18 protein-coding genes are annotated in these 17,510 nt (G+C 66.8%); 11 read left to right on the top strand and 7 right to left on the bottom strand.

What is annotated here, in order from left to right; genetic code table 11:
- Window positions 1–355 precede the first annotated feature (355 nt).
- Window positions 356–700 (bottom strand): MmcQ/YjbR family DNA-binding protein, encoded by a 345-nt coding sequence (locus G3N64_RS13085; RefSeq protein ID WP_205784337.1) that lies wholly within the window; start codon window positions 698–700, stop codon window positions 356–358.
- An 81-nt stretch (window positions 701–781) separates the two neighbouring features.
- Window positions 782–2,101: an MFS transporter gene (locus G3N64_RS13080; protein WP_205784336.1), complete on the bottom strand. Its 1,320-nt coding sequence runs from the start codon at window positions 2,099–2,101 to the stop codon at window positions 782–784.
- Between the two features lie 193 nt (window positions 2,102–2,294).
- Here G3N64_RS13080 and gcvA point away from each other — a divergent pair, with 193 nt between their 5' ends.
- The 3 genes from gcvA (at window position 2,295) to ettA (ending at window position 5,461) form a co-directional block, all read left to right on the top strand.
- Entirely contained in the window at window positions 2,295–3,212 is a 918-nt protein-coding gene (gene gcvA, locus G3N64_RS13075) for a transcriptional regulator GcvA (protein ID WP_205784335.1), read from the top strand.
- 83 nt (window positions 3,213–3,295) lie between these two features.
- Window positions 3,296–3,604, top strand: a complete 309-nt coding sequence (locus tag G3N64_RS13070; RefSeq protein WP_205784334.1) for a DUF3761 domain-containing protein — start codon at window positions 3,296–3,298, stop codon at window positions 3,602–3,604.
- A gap of 189 nt (window positions 3,605–3,793) precedes the next feature.
- Window positions 3,794–5,461 carry an energy-dependent translational throttle protein EttA gene (gene ettA / locus G3N64_RS13065; RefSeq protein WP_006752677.1) on the top strand — a complete coding sequence of 556 codons (1,668 nt, stop codon included), beginning with the start codon at window positions 3,794–3,796 and terminating at the stop codon, window positions 5,459–5,461.
- Window positions 5,462–5,565: 104 nt separating this feature from the next.
- On the opposite strand, the gene G3N64_RS13060 is transcribed toward ettA, so the two are convergent.
- Genes G3N64_RS13060 through G3N64_RS13045 form a run of 4 tightly spaced genes read right to left on the bottom strand, consistent with a single transcriptional unit; the run spans window position 5,566 to window position 8,879 of the window.
- The gene (locus G3N64_RS13060) at window positions 5,566–6,189 is read right to left on the bottom strand and encodes an HAD-IA family hydrolase (RefSeq protein ID WP_205784333.1); all 624 of its coding nucleotides are present in this window, start codon (window positions 6,187–6,189) and stop codon (window positions 5,566–5,568) included.
- Complete coding sequence (locus G3N64_RS13055; protein ID WP_205784332.1) at window positions 6,186–6,737, bottom strand: isochorismatase family protein; 552 nt, start codon at window positions 6,735–6,737, stop codon at window positions 6,186–6,188. The genes G3N64_RS13060 and G3N64_RS13055 overlap by 4 nt, the downstream gene beginning before the upstream one ends.
- 54 nt (window positions 6,738–6,791) lie before the next feature.
- Window positions 6,792–8,606: an aminopeptidase P family protein gene (locus G3N64_RS13050; protein WP_205784331.1), complete on the bottom strand. Its 1,815-nt coding sequence runs from the start codon at window positions 8,604–8,606 to the stop codon at window positions 6,792–6,794.
- 18 nt (window positions 8,607–8,624) lie between these two features.
- Window positions 8,625–8,879: a hypothetical protein gene (locus tag G3N64_RS13045; protein ID WP_205784330.1), complete on the bottom strand. Its 255-nt coding sequence runs from the start codon at window positions 8,877–8,879 to the stop codon at window positions 8,625–8,627.
- Between the two features lie 171 nt (window positions 8,880–9,050).
- On the opposite strand from G3N64_RS13045, the gene G3N64_RS13040 reads away from it, so the two are divergent.
- From G3N64_RS13040 to G3N64_RS13010, 7 genes are all read left to right on the top strand, one after another.
- A complete protein-coding gene (locus G3N64_RS13040) occupies window positions 9,051–9,812 on the top strand; it encodes a response regulator transcription factor (RefSeq protein ID WP_205784329.1) in 762 nt (253 codons plus the stop codon).
- Window positions 9,813–9,838: 26 nt separating this feature from the next.
- Window positions 9,839–11,137: a glutamyl-tRNA reductase gene (hemA, locus tag G3N64_RS13035; RefSeq protein ID WP_205784328.1), complete on the top strand. Its 1,299-nt coding sequence runs from the start codon at window positions 9,839–9,841 to the stop codon at window positions 11,135–11,137.
- An 82-nt stretch (window positions 11,138–11,219) separates the two neighbouring features.
- Entirely contained in the window at window positions 11,220–12,302 is a 1,083-nt protein-coding gene (gene prfA, locus G3N64_RS13030) for a peptide chain release factor 1 (protein ID WP_205784327.1), read from the top strand.
- A 7-nt stretch (window positions 12,303–12,309) separates the two neighbouring features.
- Window positions 12,310–13,152: a peptide chain release factor N(5)-glutamine methyltransferase gene (gene prmC, locus G3N64_RS13025; protein ID WP_205784326.1), complete on the top strand. Its 843-nt coding sequence runs from the start codon at window positions 12,310–12,312 to the stop codon at window positions 13,150–13,152.
- Between the two features lie 67 nt (window positions 13,153–13,219).
- On the top strand, window positions 13,220–13,531 hold the full coding sequence (grxD, locus tag G3N64_RS13020; RefSeq protein ID WP_021161789.1) for a Grx4 family monothiol glutaredoxin: 312 nt from the start codon (window positions 13,220–13,222) through the stop codon (window positions 13,529–13,531).
- Between the two features lie 16 nt (window positions 13,532–13,547).
- On the top strand, window positions 13,548–14,144 hold the full coding sequence (locus tag G3N64_RS13015) for a UbiX family flavin prenyltransferase (protein ID WP_205784325.1): 597 nt from the start codon (window positions 13,548–13,550) through the stop codon (window positions 14,142–14,144).
- Between the two features lie 210 nt (window positions 14,145–14,354).
- Window positions 14,355–15,146: a class III extradiol ring-cleavage dioxygenase gene (locus G3N64_RS13010; RefSeq protein ID WP_205784324.1), complete on the top strand. Its 792-nt coding sequence runs from the start codon at window positions 14,355–14,357 to the stop codon at window positions 15,144–15,146.
- A 110-nt stretch (window positions 15,147–15,256) separates the two neighbouring features.
- On the opposite strand, the gene G3N64_RS13005 is transcribed toward G3N64_RS13010, so the two are convergent.
- On the bottom strand, window positions 15,257–16,855 hold the full coding sequence (locus G3N64_RS13005; RefSeq protein WP_205784323.1) for an APC family permease: 1,599 nt from the start codon (window positions 16,853–16,855) through the stop codon (window positions 15,257–15,259).
- 419 nt (window positions 16,856–17,274) lie between these two features.
- Here G3N64_RS13005 and G3N64_RS13000 point away from each other — a divergent pair, with 419 nt between their 5' ends.
- Window positions 17,275–17,478, top strand: coding sequence for a cold-shock protein (locus G3N64_RS13000; RefSeq protein ID WP_006477070.1), 204 nt, complete (start codon window positions 17,275–17,277; stop codon window positions 17,476–17,478).
- Window positions 17,479–17,510: the final 32 nt, after the last annotated feature.

The raw sequence follows: 17,510 nt of genomic DNA, 5'->3' as shown, positions 1-17,510 counted from the left end.
GATTGTGGTTCTTGAGCCGGGCCGGATGCGGCACCTGCACGGGATGCAGGCGCTCAGCCGGGTCGGGGGCCGTTCCGGAACGGTGCGCGACGCAGTCTGCGAAGCTGCGGGTGCGATGCGGCGCGCAGGGCGCCGGCGCATCGCGTGCGCCCTTTCCGTCGGCGTTCGTCAGCTGCCTTCGAAGCGAAGGAGTGTAAGCATCAAACGGTTCTTCACTGAGAACCAATTGAAGAATTTCGATGGAACCACTTGTTGCATCGACATCGATCGATGCAACGCTTGTACCCGTCCGTGGCGGCTCGCGAGCGCGTCGAAGGCACCCGGCGACGTCGGGCAGCCAGCCGCAACCGGTGCGTCAGTTCGTGCCGCGCGCGATCTCGTCGCGCCATTTGGCGGGGACGACAGCCTGCCATTCTCGCAGAAGCAGGTTTTTCACGGCGTCCGGACGGGCCGCCGACAGCCGCACCAGCACGATCGGCCAGCCGACGTAGTGATCCGTCACGTAATACACGTCGGGTTCCGATTCGATCAGCCACGCGCGCTCGTCGGGGCCGACACCTTTCACGACAAGCGTGTCGCCGTCCTCGCGCAGCCGCGCGAGCATCTTGCCCGTCACCCTGAGTGCGGGCGTGCCGTACGACGTACCTTCCTCGACGCCGCGCCATGCCAGTGCGATCTGCCGGACGTCATCGAATGTCATGAGGCCTCCCGGCTGCATGCCTTCGGTTCACGATCCGGCCACCCTACCGGAATGCGCGAAGGCGCGCCGGCCGAAGCGCGCCTATCCGCGCGCCGCACGTGCGGCCGTCGACGCACGCCCCGTCGTCGCGACGATCGCGAAGGCGATCGCATTTGCGGCGGCGCTGACCAGGATCGGCACGAGATAGCCGCCACCTGCGTCGTAGATGAAACCGGCCGCGGTCGGCCCGATCAGCGTGCCGAATGCGACGCTCGTATAAAGCACGCCGATGATCCCGCTCACGTTGCGGCCGCCGAAGTAGTCCATCGCGACCGCCGGCAGCACGGCAACCCAGCCGCCGTAGAACACGCCGAACACGAGTGCGAACGCGGCAAGCGTCGCGACGGTGCCGGCACCGGCCCACGCGACGAGCGCGACGGCCATGCCCGCGAACATCGCGAGCAGCGATGTGCGGCGGCCGAAGCGGTCGGCGAGGCCACCGAGGAAGAACCGGCCGGCCGTGCTGCCGACGCCGATCGCGCCGAGCAGCAGCACGGCCGTCGACGACGCGACGCCATGATCGAGCGCGTACGGCACGAGGTGAACGAACGGGACGAACACACCGAACGAGCAGATGAGGCATGCCGCATAGAGGCTCGCGAACGGACGCGACGTGACGGCTTCGCGCACCGTCGCGCCGGCAGGCGCCGAAGCGGCGGCCGGCTTGCGACCCGCGGCTGCGGCAGACACCGAAGCCCCCGCATCGCGCCCGGCGACTTTCGCGCCGCCGCCTTCGACGGGTTCATGCGCCGCCTCCCCGTCCGGCAGCAGCCCCCGCCCACGCGGATCGTTCTCGATCAGCAGCGACATGCCCGCACCGATCACGACCGCGATCACGGCCAGCGTGAAATACGCGCCGCGCCAGCCGGCATGCGCAATCAGCGCGGACGCGAGCGGTGGCATCACCAGCGTGCCGACGCCGATCCCGGCGACGGCGAGCCCCGACGCGAAGCCGCGCCGGCGCACGAACCAGCGCTGCACGGCGCCGACGGCCGGCACGTACGCGCAGCCGACGCCGAGACCGACACCGAGCCCGTACGCGACATAGACCTGCACCAGCGTATGCGCGGCTCCGGCAGCCGCGAGCCCGGCGCCGGTCAGCAGCATCCCTGCAACAGCAAGCCGCCGCGAGCCGAAGCGGTCGGCAAGCGGCCCGCTGACGATGCCGAAACCGAAATACAGGAAGCCGGCGAGCGAGAACACGAGCGAGATCTGCCCGCGCGACGCGGCGAAATCCCGCTGCAACGACTCGACGAACGCGCTGAACGTGTACGCGCTGCCGAAACCGACGAACGTGACGGCGAACGCGGCCGCAACCACGTACCAGCCGTAGAAAAGGCGCGATGCGCCCGGGCGGTTCATGACGATGCGCCTCTCGGGTTCCACCGGTCGCCGGGCGGCGATCGGATTGCCTCATGGATATAGTTGAACTATGTTGATCGCATCGACCGCCGACCGGCAGTCGCGAAGCATACGATCGGATGTGTCAACGGTACTCGTGCGTACGCCTCGTCTCAAACGATATTTCGTCGGACTTTCGATTTAGAAAAACTGAATGAATCGTTCCCGCTTGCCGCCTCTCAACGCGCTGCGCGCATTCGAAGCGGCCGCCCGCCACCTGTCGGTGAAGGCGGCCGCCGAGGAGTTGTCGGTCACGCCCGGCGCGGTCAGCCAGATGATCCGCACGCTCGAGACGCATCTCGGCGTGCAATTGTTCGAGCGCATCAACCGCGGCATCCTGCTCACGGCCGCCGGCCGCGACTACCTGCCGCCGGTGCGCAACGCGTTCAGGCAGATCGCCGATGCGTCGCAGCGCGTGTCGGGCGCCGCCGACAGCGGCGTGCTGACGGTGAGCGTCACGCCGTTCTTCGCATCCGCGTGGCTCGTGCCGCGCCTCGCCCGGTTCCGGGAGGCTTGCCCGGACGTCGACCTGCAGGTCGTCACGAGCCACGCACTCGCGGATTTCTCGCGCGACGGTGTCGACGTCGCGATCCGTCATGGCCTCGGGCGCTACATCGGGCTGTGCAGCGAGCGCCTGCTGACAGTGGAGATCGTCGCGCTCGCGTCGCCCGACCTCGTCGCGCGGCTCGGCATGCCGGCGACGCCGGGCGAGCTCGTCGGCTGGCCGCAGTTGCACGATGCCGAGCGCAAGGGCTGGCACATCTGGTTCGGCGCGCAGCGGATCGACGATTTCGGCCCGCCGCGCGGCCCCGCGTTCGACGACTCGGGCCTGTTGCTGCAAGCGATCGTCGCCGGCCAGGGCGCCGGGCTGCTGCCGGCCGCGATGGTGCGCGGCGAGCTGGCAAGCGGCCGGCTCGTGCAGCTCGCCGACGTCGCGTGGCTCGACGATTTCGCGTACTACCTCGTCTATCCGCCGCATCACGCGGAACGGCCGAAGGTCGCCGCTTTTCGCCGATGGATCCTCGACGCCGCGCACGCCGACGGCGCGGCATCGATGTCGGGTGCGGCGTAGCGGCACTCCCCGAGCGACGCCGATCCTCGGCCGATCGGCTAACATGCGGGCCCGGCACCGATAACAACAGACCGAGAGAGACCATGCCTGCCCTGCTCCGCCGCGCGACGCGCATCGCGGCCCTGTCCGCCGCGCTCTTCGTCGCGTGCGCCGCGCTGCCCCCTCCGGCGCACGCGTACCGCGCACCGCCCGGCTACGGCAACGAAGCCGATCTCGACCGTCACGACACGTATCGCAACCGCGACGGCGAAACGGTGCACGCACCCGCGCATTCGAAGTCGGGCCGCGTGCCCGACGGTGCGAGCGCGCGCTGCCGCGACGGCACGTACAGCTTCAGCCGTCACCGGCGCGGCACGTGCTCGGGGCACGGCGGCGTCGCCGCGTGGCTGTGAGCACGGCCCTGGCCAAAAGGCCGGCATCGCGCCAGCGGCAGCCGGCGGCGAAGTACAATACCCGCTCGCGCTGCCGGCACGCGGCGGCGCCGCCGCGCCGCGCGCGGCACGCTCCGTACCGAATCACCCGACGCCGCCACGCCAGCGCGCTGCGCGGCAGTCTCAACCACTTCTGACTTTCACACCCAAATGGCCCAATACGTTTTCACGATGAACCGGGTCGGCAAGATCGTGCCGCCCAAGCGCCAGATCCTGAAGGACATCTCGCTGTCGTTCTTTCCCGGCGCGAAGATCGGCGTGCTCGGCCTGAACGGCTCGGGCAAGTCGACGCTGATCCGCATCATGGCGGGTGTCGACAAGGACATCGAAGGCGAAGCGACGCCGATGCCGAACCTGAACATCGGCTACCTGCCGCAGGAGCCGCAGCTCGACCCGACGAAGACGGTGCGCGAAGCCGTCGAGGAAGGCCTCGGCGACCTGTTCCAGGCCAACAAGAAGCTCGAGGAAATCTACGCGGCATACGCGGAGCCGGATGCCGACTTCGACGCGCTCGCGGCCGAGCAGGCGAAGTACGAAGCAATCCTCGCGTCGAGCGACGGCGGCAGCCCCGAACAGCAGCTCGAAGTGGCCGCCGACGCACTGCGCCTGCCGGCGTGGGACGCAAAGATCGAACACCTGTCGGGCGGTGAAAAGCGCCGCGTCGCGCTGTGCAAGCTGCTGCTCGAAAAGCCCGACATGCTGCTGCTCGACGAACCGACCAACCACCTCGACGCGGAATCGGTCGACTGGCTCGAGCAGTTCCTGGTGCGCTTCCCGGGCACCGTCGTCGCGGTTACCCACGATCGCTACTTCCTCGACAACGCAGCCGAGTGGATTCTCGAACTCGACCGCGGCCACGGCATTCCGTGGAAGGGCAACTACAGCAGTTGGCTCGACCAGAAGGAAGAGCGCCTGAAGCAGGAAGAAGCGTCGGAATCGGCGCGCCAGAAGGCGATCAAGAAGGAACTGGAGTGGGTGCGCCAGAATCCGAAGGGCCGCCAGGCGAAATCGAAGGCACGTATCGCGCGCTTCGAGGAACTGAACAGCCAGGAATACCAGAAGCGCAACGAAACGCAGGAAATCTTCATCCCGGTCGGCGACCGCCTCGGCAACGAAGTGATCGAGTTCAAGAACGTCAGCAAGGCGTTCGGCGACCGCCTGCTGATCGACAACCTGAACCTGAAGATTCCGGCTGGCGCGATCGTCGGCATCATCGGCCCGAACGGCGCCGGCAAGTCGACGCTGTTCCGGATGCTGACGGGCAAGGAACAGCCGGATTCGGGCGAAGTCGTGATGGGACCGACCGTGAAGCTCGCGTACGTCGACCAGAGCCGCGACGCGCTCGACGGCTCGAAGACGGTATTCGAGGAAATCTCGGGCGGCGCCGACGTGCTGACGGTGGGCAAGTACGAAACGCCGTCGCGCGCGTACATCGGCCGCTTCAACTTCAAGGGCGGCGACCAGCAGAAGATCGTAGGCAACCTGTCCGGCGGTGAACGCGGCCGCCTGCACCTCGCGAAGACGCTGATCTCGGGCGGCAACGTGCTGCTGCTCGACGAACCGTCGAACGACCTCGACGTCGAAACGCTGCGCGCGCTGGAAGACGCGCTGCTCGAATTCGCGGGCTCGGTGATGGTGATCTCGCACGATCGCTGGTTCCTCGACCGGATCGCGACGCACATCCTCGCGTTCGAAGGCGATTCGCAGGTCACGTTCTTCGACGGCAACTACCAGGAGTACGAAGCCGACAAGCGTGCACGCCTCGGCGAAGAAGCCGCGAAGCCGAAGCGTCTGCGCTACAAGCCGATCAGCCGCTGACCGGCACGACCCGGACACCCGGCACTGCGGCAACGCGGGGCCGGTCGCCGAGGGTAGCCGCATCACGAGCGGCACAACAAAAAAGCGGGCTGCTGGCCCGCCGCTTATGCGAGCGCGCCCAGTTCGCGCAGCCGCGCCTCGGTCGTTGCCGCACTCGTGTGATGAATGCCGTGCCAGCCGAGCGCCGTCGCCGCCGCGGCGTTCTTCGCGTTGTCGTCGATGAACACGAGTTCGTGCGGCGCGATGCCCGGCAAGTGCGGCTCGATCCGCGCATGCATCTCGCGGTAGATCGCCGGATCGGGTTTCACGAGCTTCACCCGGCCCGACACGACGATGTCCCGGAAACGCCGCAGCACCGGGAAGTTGTCCCACGCATACGGAAACGTCTGCGCAGACCAGTTCGTCAGCCCGAACAGCGGCATCCCCTGCGCCTCCAGCCGGTCGACGAGTGCGGCGCCCTCTTCGAGCACGCCGCCGATCATCTCGTGCCAGCGCGCGTAGAACGCGCGGATCAGCGCTTCATGCTCCGGGAACTTCGCGACGAGCTCGGTCGTCCCCTCTTCGATCGTCTGCCCGCCGTCCTGACGGATCACCCAGTCCATCGCGCACACGTGCGTGAGGAACCAGCGGCGCTCCGCGTCGTCCGGAATCAGTTCCCGGTAAAGGTACTCGGGGCTCCAGTCGATCAGCACGCCACCGAAATCGAACACCACGGCCTTGATCGTCATGCGAACTCCGTCGCCAGGACATCCGCGAGCGGGCGCGGCGTCACCGGGTTGCCCGACAGCGAATTGTTTTGCCATACGAAGTGATGGTGCGCGACGATCTGCGCGGCCGACAGGTGCGTGCGCTCGTTCGTCGTGTGCAGGTCGGACACGACGGTCGTCCGGTAGCCGAGCAGCGCCGCGCGGCGCGCGGCCGAATCGACGCAGAACTCGGTCGCATAGCCGCAGATCAGCACCGAACGGATACCGTGACGGTCGAGCTGCGCCGCGAGCGGCGTGTCGTGAAACGAATCGCTCACTTGCTTGCGCACATGCCAGTCGTCGTTCCCGACGACCAGCCCCGCATGCAGCGCCCAGCCCGGCGTGCCGGGCACGACGTCGTCGTCCGCATCGCCGTCGTGCTGTACGAAGCACACGGGTGCGTTCGCCGCGCGCGCCGCCGCCGTCAGCCGGTTGATGCCCGACACGACGTCGTCGAGCCGGTACGCGGGCTTCGCCCGCTGCACCAGCCCGCGCTGCATGTCGACCACGATCACTGCAGTGTCCGCCATTGTTGCCCTCGATATCGTTGTTCGATCGTTATCCGGCCGCTATCGCACGTGGCGTCAGATCGGCTGCGTGCGCGCGTCGAGCCACGCCTTCGCGTCGCCGCTCAGGTGCCGGCCAACGCGCTCGCGCACCGTCGCGTGATACGTGTTCAGCCACGCGCGCTCGTCGTCGTGCAGCATCTCGATCAGCACGCAGCGCGTGTCGATCGGGCACAGCGTCAGCGTCTCGAATGCGAGGAAATCGCCGAATTCCGTCTGTCCGGCCGCACGGTTGACCACCAGGTTCTCGATCCGGATACCCCACTGGCCGGGACGGTACACGCCCGGCTCGATCGACGTGATCATGCCCTCTTCCATCGCCGTGTACGGCTCGGCCGGCGCGTAGTGCGAGATGACCTGCGGGCCCTCGTGCACGTTCAGGAAGTAGCCGACGCCATGCCCCGTGCCGTGGCCGTAGTCGAGCCCGGCCGCCCACATCGGCGCACGCGCGATCGCGTCGAGCATCGGCGAGCGGATGCCGCGCGGGAAACGGGCGCGCGACAGCGCCATCATCGATTTCAGCACGATCGTGAAATCGCGCCGCTGCAGGTCGCTGACCGTGCCGACCGGCACGACGCGCGTGATGTCGGTCGTGCCCGTCACGTACTGGCCGCCCGAATCGATCAGCAGCAACCCGTCGCCGGCAATCGTCGCATGCGACGCGGGCGTCGCATGGTAGTGCGGCATCGCGCCGTTCGCGTTGAAGCCGGCGATCGTCGCGAAGCTCGGCGACACGTAGCCGGGGCGCCGCGCGCGCGCGGCCGTGAGTTTCTCCTCGATCGTCAGCTCGGTGATCGTCTCGCGGTTCACCGCCTGTTCGAACCAGGTGAAGAATTCCGCGAGCGCGGCGCCGTCGTGTTCCATCGTCACGCGAACGTGCTCGATCTCGGTGGACGTCTTGCGCGACTTCGCGAACGTCGACGGATTCACGGCCTCGACGAGCTTCACGCCGGCCGGCACGGCCTCGAGCGTGCCGAACGTCACGCGGCGCGGGTCGATCAGCAGCGTCGCGCCGTCAGGCAGCGCCGCGAGTGCGGCGCGCGCGGCATCGTACGCTCGAACGTCGACGCCATCCTGTGCGAGCGACGCGGCCAAGGCCGGCGACACCTTGCCGTCGGCGACGAACAGCGTCGCGCGATCGGCTCCGATCATTGCGTGCGCAACGAACACGGGGTTGAAGTTGACGTCGGCGCCGCGCAGGTTGAACAGCCATGCGAGGTCGTCGAGCGTCGACACGAAATGCCACTGCGCACCCTGCGCGCGCATCGCGCGGCGCACTTCGGCCAGCTTGCTCGCGCGCGTCGTGTCGGCCTGCGGCGCCACGTGCTCGAACACCGCGTCGCCGGGCAGCCCCGGCCGCTCGGGCCAGATCGCGTCGAGCAGGTCGAGGTCGGTGCGCAGCGCGATGCCGCGCGCGTTCAGCGCGCCCGTCAGCCCGCGTGCGGCCGCGACGCCGAGCACGGCGCCGTCGACGCCGACCGTCATACCCGCCGCCACGTTCTGCGCGAGCCAGTCGACGTGCGGCGCGCTCTGCTGCCCGCCCGTCATCTTCATCAGTTGCACGCCCGTGCCGGCCAGTTCGGCGTCGGCCTGCACCCAGTAGCGGCTGTCGACCCACAGCCCCGCAAAATCCGCGGTCACGACCAGCGTGCCGACCGAGCCCGTGAAGCCGGACAGCCAGCGGCGGGCCTGCCAGCGCTCCGGCAGATACTCGGACAGATGGGGATCGGCGGACGGCACGAGATAGGCGGCCAGATCCTCGCGGGCCATGGCGCCACGCAGCAGCGCGAGGCGGGCCGGCACCGGCGAGACTTCGGGAAGACGGGCATTCATGATTTCACCTGAGAGCATTCAGCGACGGGCCGACAGCGCGACCGTCATGGCTACGACGAGGAACGCGACACCGGTGCAGACCGGCCATTCGAGCGTCTCGCCATCGTAAAACAGTCCAGAGAGGTTGCCGGCCATGCGGGCCGCGGCCGCGCCGACGATGCCGGCGAGCACCGCGATCCACCACGCCGGCCGGCCCGTGCGCCGCATCGGATGCAGCCATCGGCCGAACAGCCCGACGGCCGCTCCCAGGACAAGGATTCCAAACCAGTTCATTCGACGCCTTCTATAAATTCAGATTCGTCCCATAGGCGTGAACGTTGCCAGCGGCTAGCATCGATTCATCCATCGAACCCGAGACCAGCCGGGTGCCGCGAACATTCGAGTTTAGGGGCCGACTCGACGTTATGGCAAGCGCGCACCGGCTGCCGTATTGAAGAAATGCTCATGCGAATCGCTCTGATCGATCCGGACGCGCGCCATGCCGCGCTCCTGAACCGTCTGCTCTTTGCGGGCGGTCATGTGTGCCATGCGTTTGCGTCCAGCGCGGGTTTCTTCGAGTGGCTCGCCACCGACACCTGCGACATGCTGATCACCGGCCACTGGGCCGGCGACCAGCCGGCCGAGGAAGTCATTCCGCGCGCGCAGACGGTCCTGCCCGGGCTGCCGGCCATCGCCGTGATGCAGTTGCCGCGCGAAAGCGAAGTCGTATCGTGCCTGCATGCGGGCGCCGACGATTGCCTCGTGCGCCCGGTGAGCGGGCCCGAGCTGCTCGCGCGCGTCAACGCGCTGAGCCGGCGCGCCGGCGTGCGCCGGCCACCCACCCGCTCGCGCGAAATGTATGGGGAATACGCTTTCGACGCCACGCACTGCCTCGTTCGTTTCGGCGACGCAATCGTTTCACTCACGCCGAAGGAGTTCCGGTTCGCGCAGTTGCTGTTCACGAACCTGTCGCGGCCGGTGTCGCGCGCCCATATTCTCGAAACGGTGTGGGCGCGCCGCCGCGACATGAAGTCGCGCACGCTCGATACTCACGCGTCCCGGCTGCGCAGCAAGCTGCAGTTGCTCCCGGAGCGCGGCTACCGGCTGCTGCCGCTCTACGGCTACGGCTATCAGCTCGACCGCGTACCGATCGAGCCCCCAAATTCCCGGCCCCGCCACGCGGATGCCCGGTATGCTGCGAGTGAGGAAATCGCTGAAACGCTATAATATGGGGCTAAACGATAGCCCTCGATATGCAACTCCTCACGATCGGAATCAATCACCACACTGCGCCTGTCGCCTTGCGCGAACGCGTGGCGTTTCCGCTCGAGCAGATCAAGCCGGCTCTCGTCACGTTCAAGAACGTGTTTCTCGGCCCCCAGGCGCCCAATACGCCCGAAGCGGCGATCCTCTCCACCTGCAACCGTACCGAACTGTACTGCGCGACAGACGATCGCGCGGCACGCGAAGGTGCGGTCCGCTGGCTGTCGGAGTATCACCGGATTCCGGTCGACGAGCTCGCGCCGCACGTCTATGCGCTGCCGCAGTCGGAAGCGGTCCGGCACGCATTCCGCGTCGCCTCCGGCCTCGATTCGATGGTGCTGGGCGAAACGCAGATCCTGGGCCAGATGAAGGACGCCGTCCGCACCGCGACGGAAGCCGGCGCGCTCGGCACCTATCTGAACCAGCTGTTCCAGCGCACGTTTGCGGTGGCGAAGGAAGTGCGCGGCACGACCGAAATCGGCACGCAGTCGGTGTCGATGGCCGCCGCCGCAGTGCGCCTCGCGCAGCGGATCTTCGAAAAAGTGTCGGATCAGCGCGTGCTGTTCATCGGCGCCGGCGAGATGATCGAGCTGTGCGCGACGCACTTCGCCGCGCAAGGCCCGCGCGAACTCGTCGTCGCGAACCGCACGGCCGAACGCGGCCAGCGGCTCGCCGAGCGCTTCAGCGGCCGCGCGATGCCGCTCGCGGATCTGCCGACCCGCATGCACGAATTCGACATCATCGTGTCGTGCACGGCGTCGACGCTGCCGATCATCGGCCTCGGCGCAGTCGAGCGCGCGGTGAAGGCGCGCCGCCACCGGCCGATCTTCATGGTCGACCTCGCGGTGCCGCGCGACATCGAGCCCGAAGTCGGCAAGCTGAAGGACGTGTTCCTCTACACCGTCGACGATCTCGGCGCGATCGTGCGCGAAGGCAACGCATCGCGCCAGGCTGCGGTCGCACAGGCCGAAACGATCATCGAGACGCGCGTGCAGAATTTCATGCAATGGCTCGACACGCGCAGCGTCGTGCCGGTGATCCGTCACATGCATACGCAGGCCGACGCGCTGCGCCGGGCCGAAGTCGACAAGGCGCAGAAGCTGCTCGCGCGCGGCGACGATCCGGCCGCCGTGCTCGAAGCGCTGTCGCAGGCGCTGACCAACAAGCTGATCCACGGCCCGACGAGCGCGCTCAACCGCGCGAACGGCGCCGATCGCGATTCGCTGATCGACCTGATGCGCGGCTTCTACCAGCACGCACCGCGCTCGAACGACCAGTCCGGCCACTAGCGCCGGCCGATCGCCCTGCCGCCGGCCGCGCGCCGGCCTATCCTTTCCGAATACCCCTTGCCCGGGAGCGCCGCTCCACACCATGAAGACGAGCATGCAACGCAAGCTCGACCAGCTGTCCACACGGCTGGCCGAACTGAACGACCTGCTGAGCCGCGAAAACGTCACGGCCGACCTCGACCAGTACCGCAAACTCACGCGTGAACATGCGGAACTCGGCCCGGTGGTCGAACAGTACGCGCTGTGGCGCCAGTCGCGCAGCGACGAGACGGCCGCGCAGGAGCTGCTCGGCGATCTGTCGATGCGCGACTTCGCGGAAGACGAAATCCGCAGCGCACGCGAGAGCATGACCCGCCTCGAGACCGAGTTGCAGAAGATGCTGCTGCCGAAGGATCCGAACGACGAGCGCAACATCTTCGTCGAAATCCGTGCAGGCACGGGCGGCGACGAATCGGCGCTGTTCGCGGGCGATCTGCTGCGCATGTACCTGCGCTTCGCGGAACGCCAGCGCTGGCAGGTCGAAATGATGTCGGAGAGCGCGTCGGATCTGGGCGGCTACAAGGAAGTGATCGTGCGGATCGCGGGCCAGGGCGCGTATTCGCGCCTGAAGTTCGAATCGGGCGGCCATCGCGTGCAGCGCGTGCCGGCCACCGAAACGCAGGGGCGCATCCATACGTCCGCGTGCACGGTCGCTGTAATGCCGGAAGCCGACGAAATCGGCGAGGTCGAGATCAATCCGGCCGACCTGCGGATCGACACGTTCCGTGCGTCCGGCGCGGGCGGCCAGCACATCAACAAGACCGATTCGGCGGTGCGCGTCACGCACATCCCGACCGGAATCGTCGTCGAGTGCCAGGACGACCGTTCGCAGCACAAGAACAAGGATCGCGCGCTGAAGGTGCTCGCCGCGCGCATCAAGGACAAGCAGTATCACGAGCAGCACGCGAAGGAAGCGGCGACGCGCAAGAGCCTGATCGGTTCCGGCGACCGCTCGGAACGGATCCGCACGTACAACTTCCCACAGGGCCGGATGACCGACCACCGGATCAACCTGACGCTGTACCGGCTCGAGGCGATCATGGACGGCGACCTCGACGAGCTGATCCGCGCGCTGGTCAGCGAACACCAGGCCGAACTGCTCGCGTCGCTCGGCGACGCCGACTGAGGCCGCGATGCCCGACACCACTGCCGACGAACTGCTGCGCGCGTCGCCGCTCGACGCAGTCGATGCGCGCGTGCTGCTCGCGCACGCGCTCGGCTGGAACCGCACGCAACTGATCACGCGCGGCGACGCGCCGCTCGACGCGGCCGCGGTCGAACGCTACCGTGCGCTCGAGGCACGCCGCATGGCCGGCGAGCCCGTCGCGCAGCTCGTCGGAATGCGCGAATTCTTCGGCCGGCCGTTCGACGTGACGCCCGACGTGCTGATCCCGCGCCCTGAAACCGAACTGCTCGTCGAAGCCGCACTCGATGCAATCGACGGGCTGCCGCATCCGGCCGTGCTCGATCTCGGCACGGGCAGCGGCGCTATCGCCGTATCGATCGCCGCCGAGCGGCCCGATGCCCGCGTGTGGGCGCTGGACCGTTCGCCGACCGCACTCGCGGTCGCGCAACGCAACGCCGGCAAGCTGCTCGACGCGCACCGCCCCGGCGGCCCGCTGCACTGGCTGCAGAGCGACTGGTACGCGGCGCTCGATCCGGCGCTCGCCTTCGACACGATCGTCAGCAACCCGCCGTACATCGCGCAGCACGATCCGCACCTCACGCAGGGCGACCTGCGTTTCGAGCCGCGCGGTGCACTCACCGACGATGCCGACGGCCTCAGCGCGATCCGCACGATCGTCGCGGGCGCCGGCACCTACCTGAAACCGGGCGGCACGCTCTGGATCGAGCACGGCTACGACCAGGCCGAGGCCGTGCGCGCCGTGCTCGCCACGCACGGCTTCGTCGCGGTCGAATCGCTCTCCGATCTGGCCGCGATCGAACGCACGACGGGCGGCCGCCTGCCGGGCTGATGCCCGGCCCGCCCGGTTGAAATCCGCTATCATTTCGATCTAACGCCCCGCTAACGCAAGGTCAGTCATGGACACCCAACAACGTATCAAGCAAATCGTCGACGAAAACCAGGTCGTGCTCTTCATGAAGGGCAACGCGCAATTCCCGATGTGCGGCTTCTCGGGCCGCGCCATCCAGGTGCTGAAGGCCTGCGGCGTCGATCAGTTCAAAACGGTCAACGTGCTCGAAGACGACGAGATCCGCCAGGGCATCAAGGAATTCTCGAACTGGCCAACCATCCCGCAGCTCTACGTGAAGGGCGAATTCATCGGCGGCTCGGACATCATGATGGAGATGTACCAGTCGGGCGAACTGCAGCAACTGTTCGCCGCCGCGTAATACGCCCCTCCTTTCGATGGCATCTCCCAGCGCGCCGCCACGCCGGCTGATCGTCGCGATCACCGGCGCCACCGGCGCGATCTACGGCATACGGCTGCTCGACCTGCTGCGCGCCGCCGGCGGCGTCGAAACGCACCTGCTGATTTCGAACGCCGGCTGGCTCAACATCCAGCACGAACTGAAGCTGCCGAAGGCCGATGTCGAGAGCCGTGCGGACGTCGTGCATTCGGTGCGCGACGTCGGCGCGACGATCGCATCGGGGTCGTTCGCGACCGACGGGATGGTAATCGCGCCCTGCTCGATGAAGACGCTCGCGAGCGTCGCGCACGGGCTGTCCGACAACCTGATCACGCGCGCAGCCGACGTCACGCTGAAGGAACGCCGCCGCCTCGTGCTGATGGTGCGCGAAACGCCGTTCAACCTCGCGCATCTGCGCAACATGACGGCCGTCACCGAAATGGGCGGCATCGTCTTCCCACCGCTTCCCGCGTTCTACGCGATGCCGAAGACCATCGAGGAACTCGTCGACCAGACCGTCACGCGCGTGCTCGACCTGTTTGCGCTCAACGCGCCGCTGACGACGCCCTGGGCCGGCATCCGGCACGCTCAGTAAGCGCACTTTCGCAGATCCGTTCTTCGCGCATCTTCGCCGATTTACACGGAAATTCATTCGATTTCGCGAGTACAGCGCCCACCTGCGTTGGAACGCATTGCGCCGCCCCGATTACCAACAAACAAGCGTCAATCAAATTCCGAAACACGGATTTATCAATATCCGGTGCGCGCCTATAGTCACAGGCAAATCCCTTTGCAGGCCACTACCATGAACCGCTTGCCTTCGCTCTACCTGTCCCACGGCGCCCCGACGCTGCCGATCGACCCGACGCTGCCGTCCGGTGCGTTCACGCACCTCGGCGCCGAATTGCCGCGCCCGCGCGCGGTACTGATGCTGTCCGCGCACTGGGGCACGCAGCGGCCCGTCGCCAGCGTCGCCGCGCACCCGGAAACGATCCACGATTTCTACGGCTTTCCGCAGGCGCTGTACGACATCCGCTACCCGGCGCCCGGCGCGCCCGACGTCGCCGAGCGCGCGGCCGGGCTGCTGAATGCGGCCGGCATCGAGACCGCGACGACCGAGCACGGCCTCGACCACGGTGCGTGGGTGCCGATGCTGCTGATGTTCCCGGAAGCCGACGTGCCGGTGGCGCAGTTGTCCATCCAGCCGCGCGCGGATGCCGCCCACCACTTCGCGCTCGGCCGCGCGCTGCGACCGCTGCGCGACGAAGGCGTGATGGTGATCGGCTCCGGCCAGATCACGCACAACCTGCGTGCTGCCGATTTCGGCGCGGCACCGGAGGATGCGGACCCGCGCGTCGCGGAATTCACCGACTGGTTCGAGGCGAAGCTGGCCGCGCGCGACGTCGACGCACTGCTCGACTACCGCCGGCAGGCGCCGCACGCGGCACTGATGCATCCGACCGACGAACACCTGCTGCCGGTATTCACGGCGCTCGGCGCAGCAGACGACGACTACCAGCTCGGCATCCAGTCGCTCGGCACGTACCAGCGCGTGCTCGCGATGACGAACTACGTGTTCGCGAGCACGGCCGCCTGAGCGGCGCGCGGCAACCGTCGACCACCAACAAAAAGCCCGCCCGAGCATCGCTCGGGCGGGCTTTTTTCCGCTGCTTGCTGCCGCCGCCGAATCCGGCGACAGGTCACGCGTCAGGCACCGACCCCTTCGAGGATCTCGTCGTGCGATTCACGCTCGTCGAGATACTTGGTCCGGTAGCCGGTATTCACACCCCAGAAGTAGAACACCAGCGAGATCGCCGCGACGATCAGCATGTCCCAGCCGTACGGCAGCACGCCGTAGCCGCCGAACTCCTTGCTGCCGATCAGCGACAGCACGGCCATCGTCGGCAGATACGCGACCAGCCACCATGCGGCCTTCAGGTCGTCACCCCAGCCGGTCCAGCCCGACTTCGCCTGGAAGTAGAAGTACACCGGCAGCGCGACGATCATCAGCAGGATGATCTCGCCCGTCAGCGGCCACTTCGCCCAGTACAGGATCAGCGACGCGCAGACGAACGCGAACGGAGCGATCAGCTTCATCAGCGGAATCGACAGCGGACGCTCGATGTCGGTCGCCGCGCGGCGCAGCGCCATCAGGCTGATCGGGCCGGTCAGGTACGAGATCACCGTCGCGACCGAGATCACCGCCGCGAGCGAGCTCCAGCCGCGGAAGAAGAACAGGAAGATGAACGAGACCAGCAGGTTGAACCACATCGCCTGGCGCGGCACGCCGTAGAGCGGGTGCACGTTGCCGAACATCTTCGGCATCGTGTTGTTGCGCTCCATCGCGTAGATCATGCGGGTGGTGGTCGCCATGTAGGTCGTGCCGGTGCCGCTCGGGCTGACGAACGCGTCGACGTACAGCAGGATCGCAAGCCAGTTCAGGTTCAGCGCGATCGCCAGTTCGGCGAACGGCGACTTGAAGTTGAAGTGCGACCAGCCCTGCGCGACGTCGGCCGGATTCACCGAGCCGATGTACGCCATTTGCAGCAGCACATAGATCACGAGTGCGATCAGGATCGACGTGATCACCGCGAACGGCACGCTGCGCGACGGGTTGCGCGCTTCGCCCGCGAGGTTCACCGGGCTCTGGAAGCCGTTGAACGCGAACACGATGCCGCTCGTCGCGACCGCGGTCAGCACCGCCGACCAGCCGTACGGCGCAAAGCTTGCATTGGATGCGGTGCCGAGGTTCTCCGGATGGTAGCTCGTCAGCATCAGGCCGAGGATCGTGAGGCCGGGGATCAGGAACTTGAAGATCGTGATCGCAGTGTTCGCACGGGCAAACGCCTTCACGCCCCAGTAGTTCAGCATGAAGTAGATGACGACCAGCACGGCCGACAACAGCAGGCCCGGTACCGTCAACTCGCCGTTCACGAATAGCGCGTGCGCCCACGGATACGGCCACGTACTCATATACTGGATCGACGCTTCAGCTTCGATCGGGATCACGGATACGATCGCGATCCAGTTCGCCCAGGCACTGATGAAGCCGACCAGCGAACCATGCGAGTAGCGCGCGTAGCGCACCATGCCGCCCGATTCGGGGAACATCGCGCCCAGTTCCGCATACGTCAGTGCAATTGCGAGAATCACGACAGCGCCGATGATCCATGCGCAGATCGCCGCGGGGCCGGCAATCTTCGCGGCCTTCCAGGCACCGAACAGCCAGCCCGAGCCGATAATCGAACCCAGCCCCGTCAGCATCAATGCAAACGGGCCGATGTTCCGTTGAATAGAACTCTTCACATCCTCTCCTGTGTCTCAAAAAGCATGGTCGGCCCGCAGTCCGGGATCGGCTCGGACAGCACCGCGCATGCAATTTTGGGGGGGCGAGCCACCCGATCAGGGCAACCCGTCCACGCGGCGCGTAGTTTAACGGTTGCACCTGAAACGTGGCGCCAAAATCGTTCGACCCCTACAAAAAATTCGCGTCGCTTGCAAGCTTTGTAAACCCGATCTACGCAATAACCCTGAGTTCATGGAAATCCGGTTGACCACGCGAGTGATAAGCCGTATAAAGGACTTCGCAGGATTTCAAGTGGCGAGTGAATTGGTTCTTTCGTAGTTCGCCCATCAACGGTACTCCGGTGGTCCTATTACCCCTTCCTTGATTTTCCGCACCCCATGGGCTTCGGCCCCGTTTTATCTTTTTAGGAACAAGTAACATGGCAACCGGTACCGTCAAGTGGTTCAATGACGCAAAGGGCTTCGGCTTCATCACCCCGGAAGGCGGCGGCGACGATCTGTTCGCGCACTTCTCGGAAATCCGCGTCGAAGGCTTCAAGACGCTGCAAGAAAACCAGAAGGTTGAATTCGAAGTGAAGACGGGCCCGAAGGGTCTGCAAGCTGCGAACATCCGTCCGGTCTAAGCTTGGCGCGATAATTCGTGTAAAAAAGCCCC

It is taken from the genome of Burkholderia sp. Ac-20344, from assembly GCF_017104975.1.
Taxonomy (GTDB): Bacteria; Pseudomonadota; Gammaproteobacteria; order Burkholderiales; family Burkholderiaceae; genus Burkholderia.
The sequence above is the reverse complement of the archived record's forward strand: the minus strand, read 5'-3'. Positions and strand labels throughout refer to the sequence as shown.

What these genes read in the sequence shown, in the direction of transcription:
- G3N64_RS13055 (WP_205784332.1), bottom strand. Translation starts at nt 6,737, where the DNA reads ATGGCGGACACTGCAGTGATCGTGGTCGACATGCAGCGCGGGCTGGTG.
- G3N64_RS13045 (WP_205784330.1), bottom strand. Translation starts at nt 8,879, where the DNA reads ATGAACTGGTTTGGAATCCTTGTCCTGGGAGCGGCCGTCGGGCTGTTC.
- G3N64_RS13050 (WP_205784331.1), bottom strand. Translation starts at nt 8,606, where the DNA reads ATGAATGCCCGTCTTCCCGAAGTCTCGCCGGTGCCGGCCCGCCTCGCG.
- G3N64_RS13060 (WP_205784333.1), bottom strand. Translation starts at nt 6,189, where the DNA reads ATGACGATCAAGGCCGTGGTGTTCGATTTCGGTGGCGTGCTGATCGAC.
- hemA (WP_205784328.1), top strand. Translation starts at nt 9,839, where the DNA reads ATGCAACTCCTCACGATCGGAATCAATCACCACACTGCGCCTGTCGCC.
- G3N64_RS13040 (WP_205784329.1), top strand. Translation starts at nt 9,051, where the DNA reads ATGCGAATCGCTCTGATCGATCCGGACGCGCGCCATGCCGCGCTCCTG.
- prfA (WP_205784327.1), top strand. Translation starts at nt 11,220, where the DNA reads ATGAAGACGAGCATGCAACGCAAGCTCGACCAGCTGTCCACACGGCTG.
- ettA (WP_006752677.1), top strand. Translation starts at nt 3,794, where the DNA reads ATGGCCCAATACGTTTTCACGATGAACCGGGTCGGCAAGATCGTGCCG.
- G3N64_RS13085 (WP_205784337.1), bottom strand. Translation starts at nt 700, where the DNA reads ATGACATTCGATGACGTCCGGCAGATCGCACTGGCATGGCGCGGCGTC.
- G3N64_RS13000 (WP_006477070.1), top strand. Translation starts at nt 17,275, where the DNA reads ATGGCAACCGGTACCGTCAAGTGGTTCAATGACGCAAAGGGCTTCGGC.
- grxD (WP_021161789.1), top strand. Translation starts at nt 13,220, where the DNA reads ATGGACACCCAACAACGTATCAAGCAAATCGTCGACGAAAACCAGGTC.
- G3N64_RS13070 (WP_205784334.1), top strand. Translation starts at nt 3,296, where the DNA reads ATGCCTGCCCTGCTCCGCCGCGCGACGCGCATCGCGGCCCTGTCCGCC.
- gcvA (WP_205784335.1), top strand. Translation starts at nt 2,295, where the DNA reads ATGAATCGTTCCCGCTTGCCGCCTCTCAACGCGCTGCGCGCATTCGAA.
- prmC (WP_205784326.1), top strand. Translation starts at nt 12,310, where the DNA reads ATGCCCGACACCACTGCCGACGAACTGCTGCGCGCGTCGCCGCTCGAC.
- G3N64_RS13015 (WP_205784325.1), top strand. Translation starts at nt 13,548, where the DNA reads ATGGCATCTCCCAGCGCGCCGCCACGCCGGCTGATCGTCGCGATCACC.
- G3N64_RS13010 (WP_205784324.1), top strand. Translation starts at nt 14,355, where the DNA reads ATGAACCGCTTGCCTTCGCTCTACCTGTCCCACGGCGCCCCGACGCTG.
- G3N64_RS13080 (WP_205784336.1), bottom strand. Translation starts at nt 2,101, where the DNA reads ATGAACCGCCCGGGCGCATCGCGCCTTTTCTACGGCTGGTACGTGGTT.